This is a genomic window from Micromonospora sp. NPDC047670, assembly GCF_043204915.1.
Lineage (GTDB): Bacteria > Actinomycetota > Actinomycetes > Mycobacteriales > Micromonosporaceae > Micromonospora.
Map to the genome: position 1 here is coordinate 1 of NZ_JBIDDA010000038.1, position 1,126 is coordinate 1,126.

The window sequence follows — 1,126 nt, forward strand, 5'->3', positions numbered from 1 at the left end:
CCTGTTCGACGCGGTGTTGCTGGATCGGGATGGCACGTTGGTGGAGGACGTTCCGTACAACGGTGATCCGGAGAAGGTGCGTGTGGTGCCGGGGGCGCGGGTGGCGTTGGACCGGTTGCGGGCGGCGGGGTTGCGGTTGGCGGTGGTGACGAATCAGTCGGGTTTGGCGCGGGGGTTGTTTTCCGAGGCGCAGATGCGGGCGGTGCATGCGCGGGTGGAGCAGTTGTTGGGGCCGTTCGACGCGTGGTTGGTGTGTCCGCATGACGATGGTGCGGGGTGTGGGTGTCGTAAGCCGGCGCCGGGGTTGGTGTATGCGGCGGCGCGGGTGTTGGGCACGGTGCCGTCGCGGTGTGTGGTGGTGGGTGACATTGGTCGGGACATGGTGGCGGCGTTGGCGGCGGGGGCGTCGGGGGTGTTGGTGCCGACGGCGGTGACGCGGGTGGGGGAGGTGGCGGCGGCTCCGCAGGTGGCGGTGGATTTGTCGGCGGCGGTGGGGTTGATCCTTCAGCGTCAGGCGGCGGTGGATCCGGTGACGTACCAGCGGGCCGACGCCCGCCCCGCGGGGCAGGCTGATGCCGTGGTGGATGGGGTGGCGGAGGTCCGGCCGGCGCGGGCGGGGCGGGTCGGTGGGCGGCGGGTTGGGACGGTGTTGGTGGTGCGGGTCGACTCGGCCGGGGACGTCCTGGTCACCGGCCCGGGTATCCGCGCGGTGGCTGCCGGTGCGCGGCGGGTGGTGATGCTGTGCGGGCCGCGTGGGCGCGCCGCCGCCGAGTTGCTGCCCGGTGTCGACGAGATCATCGAGCACCGGCTGCCGTGGATCGACCCGGCTCCCGGCCCGGTGGACGCCGCCGACATGCGTCTGCTGACCGACCGGCTGGCCGCCGTGGACGCCGAGGAGGCGGTGGTGTTCACCAGTTTCCATCAGTCGCCTCTGCCGTTGGCGTTGTTGTTGCGGATGGCGGGGGTGCGGCGGATCAGCGCGATCAGCGATGACTATCCCGGTTCGTTGTTGGATGTGCGTCACCGGGTTCCGGTCGGTGTGCCCGAGCCGGAGCGTGCCCTGTCCCTCGCCGCCGCTGCCGGTTTCGCGCTGGCTGCCGACGACGAACCCACACTGCGCCTGCGC

At 71.9% G+C, this 1,126-nt stretch carries 1 protein-coding gene; it reads left to right on the forward strand.

What is annotated here, in order from left to right:
- Nucleotide 1 precedes the first annotated feature (1 nt).
- Nucleotides 2–1,126, forward strand: a 1,125-nt coding sequence (locus ACGF7U_RS31790; protein ID WP_393113086.1) for an HAD-IIIA family hydrolase, incomplete at its 3' end; no start/stop codon positions are given.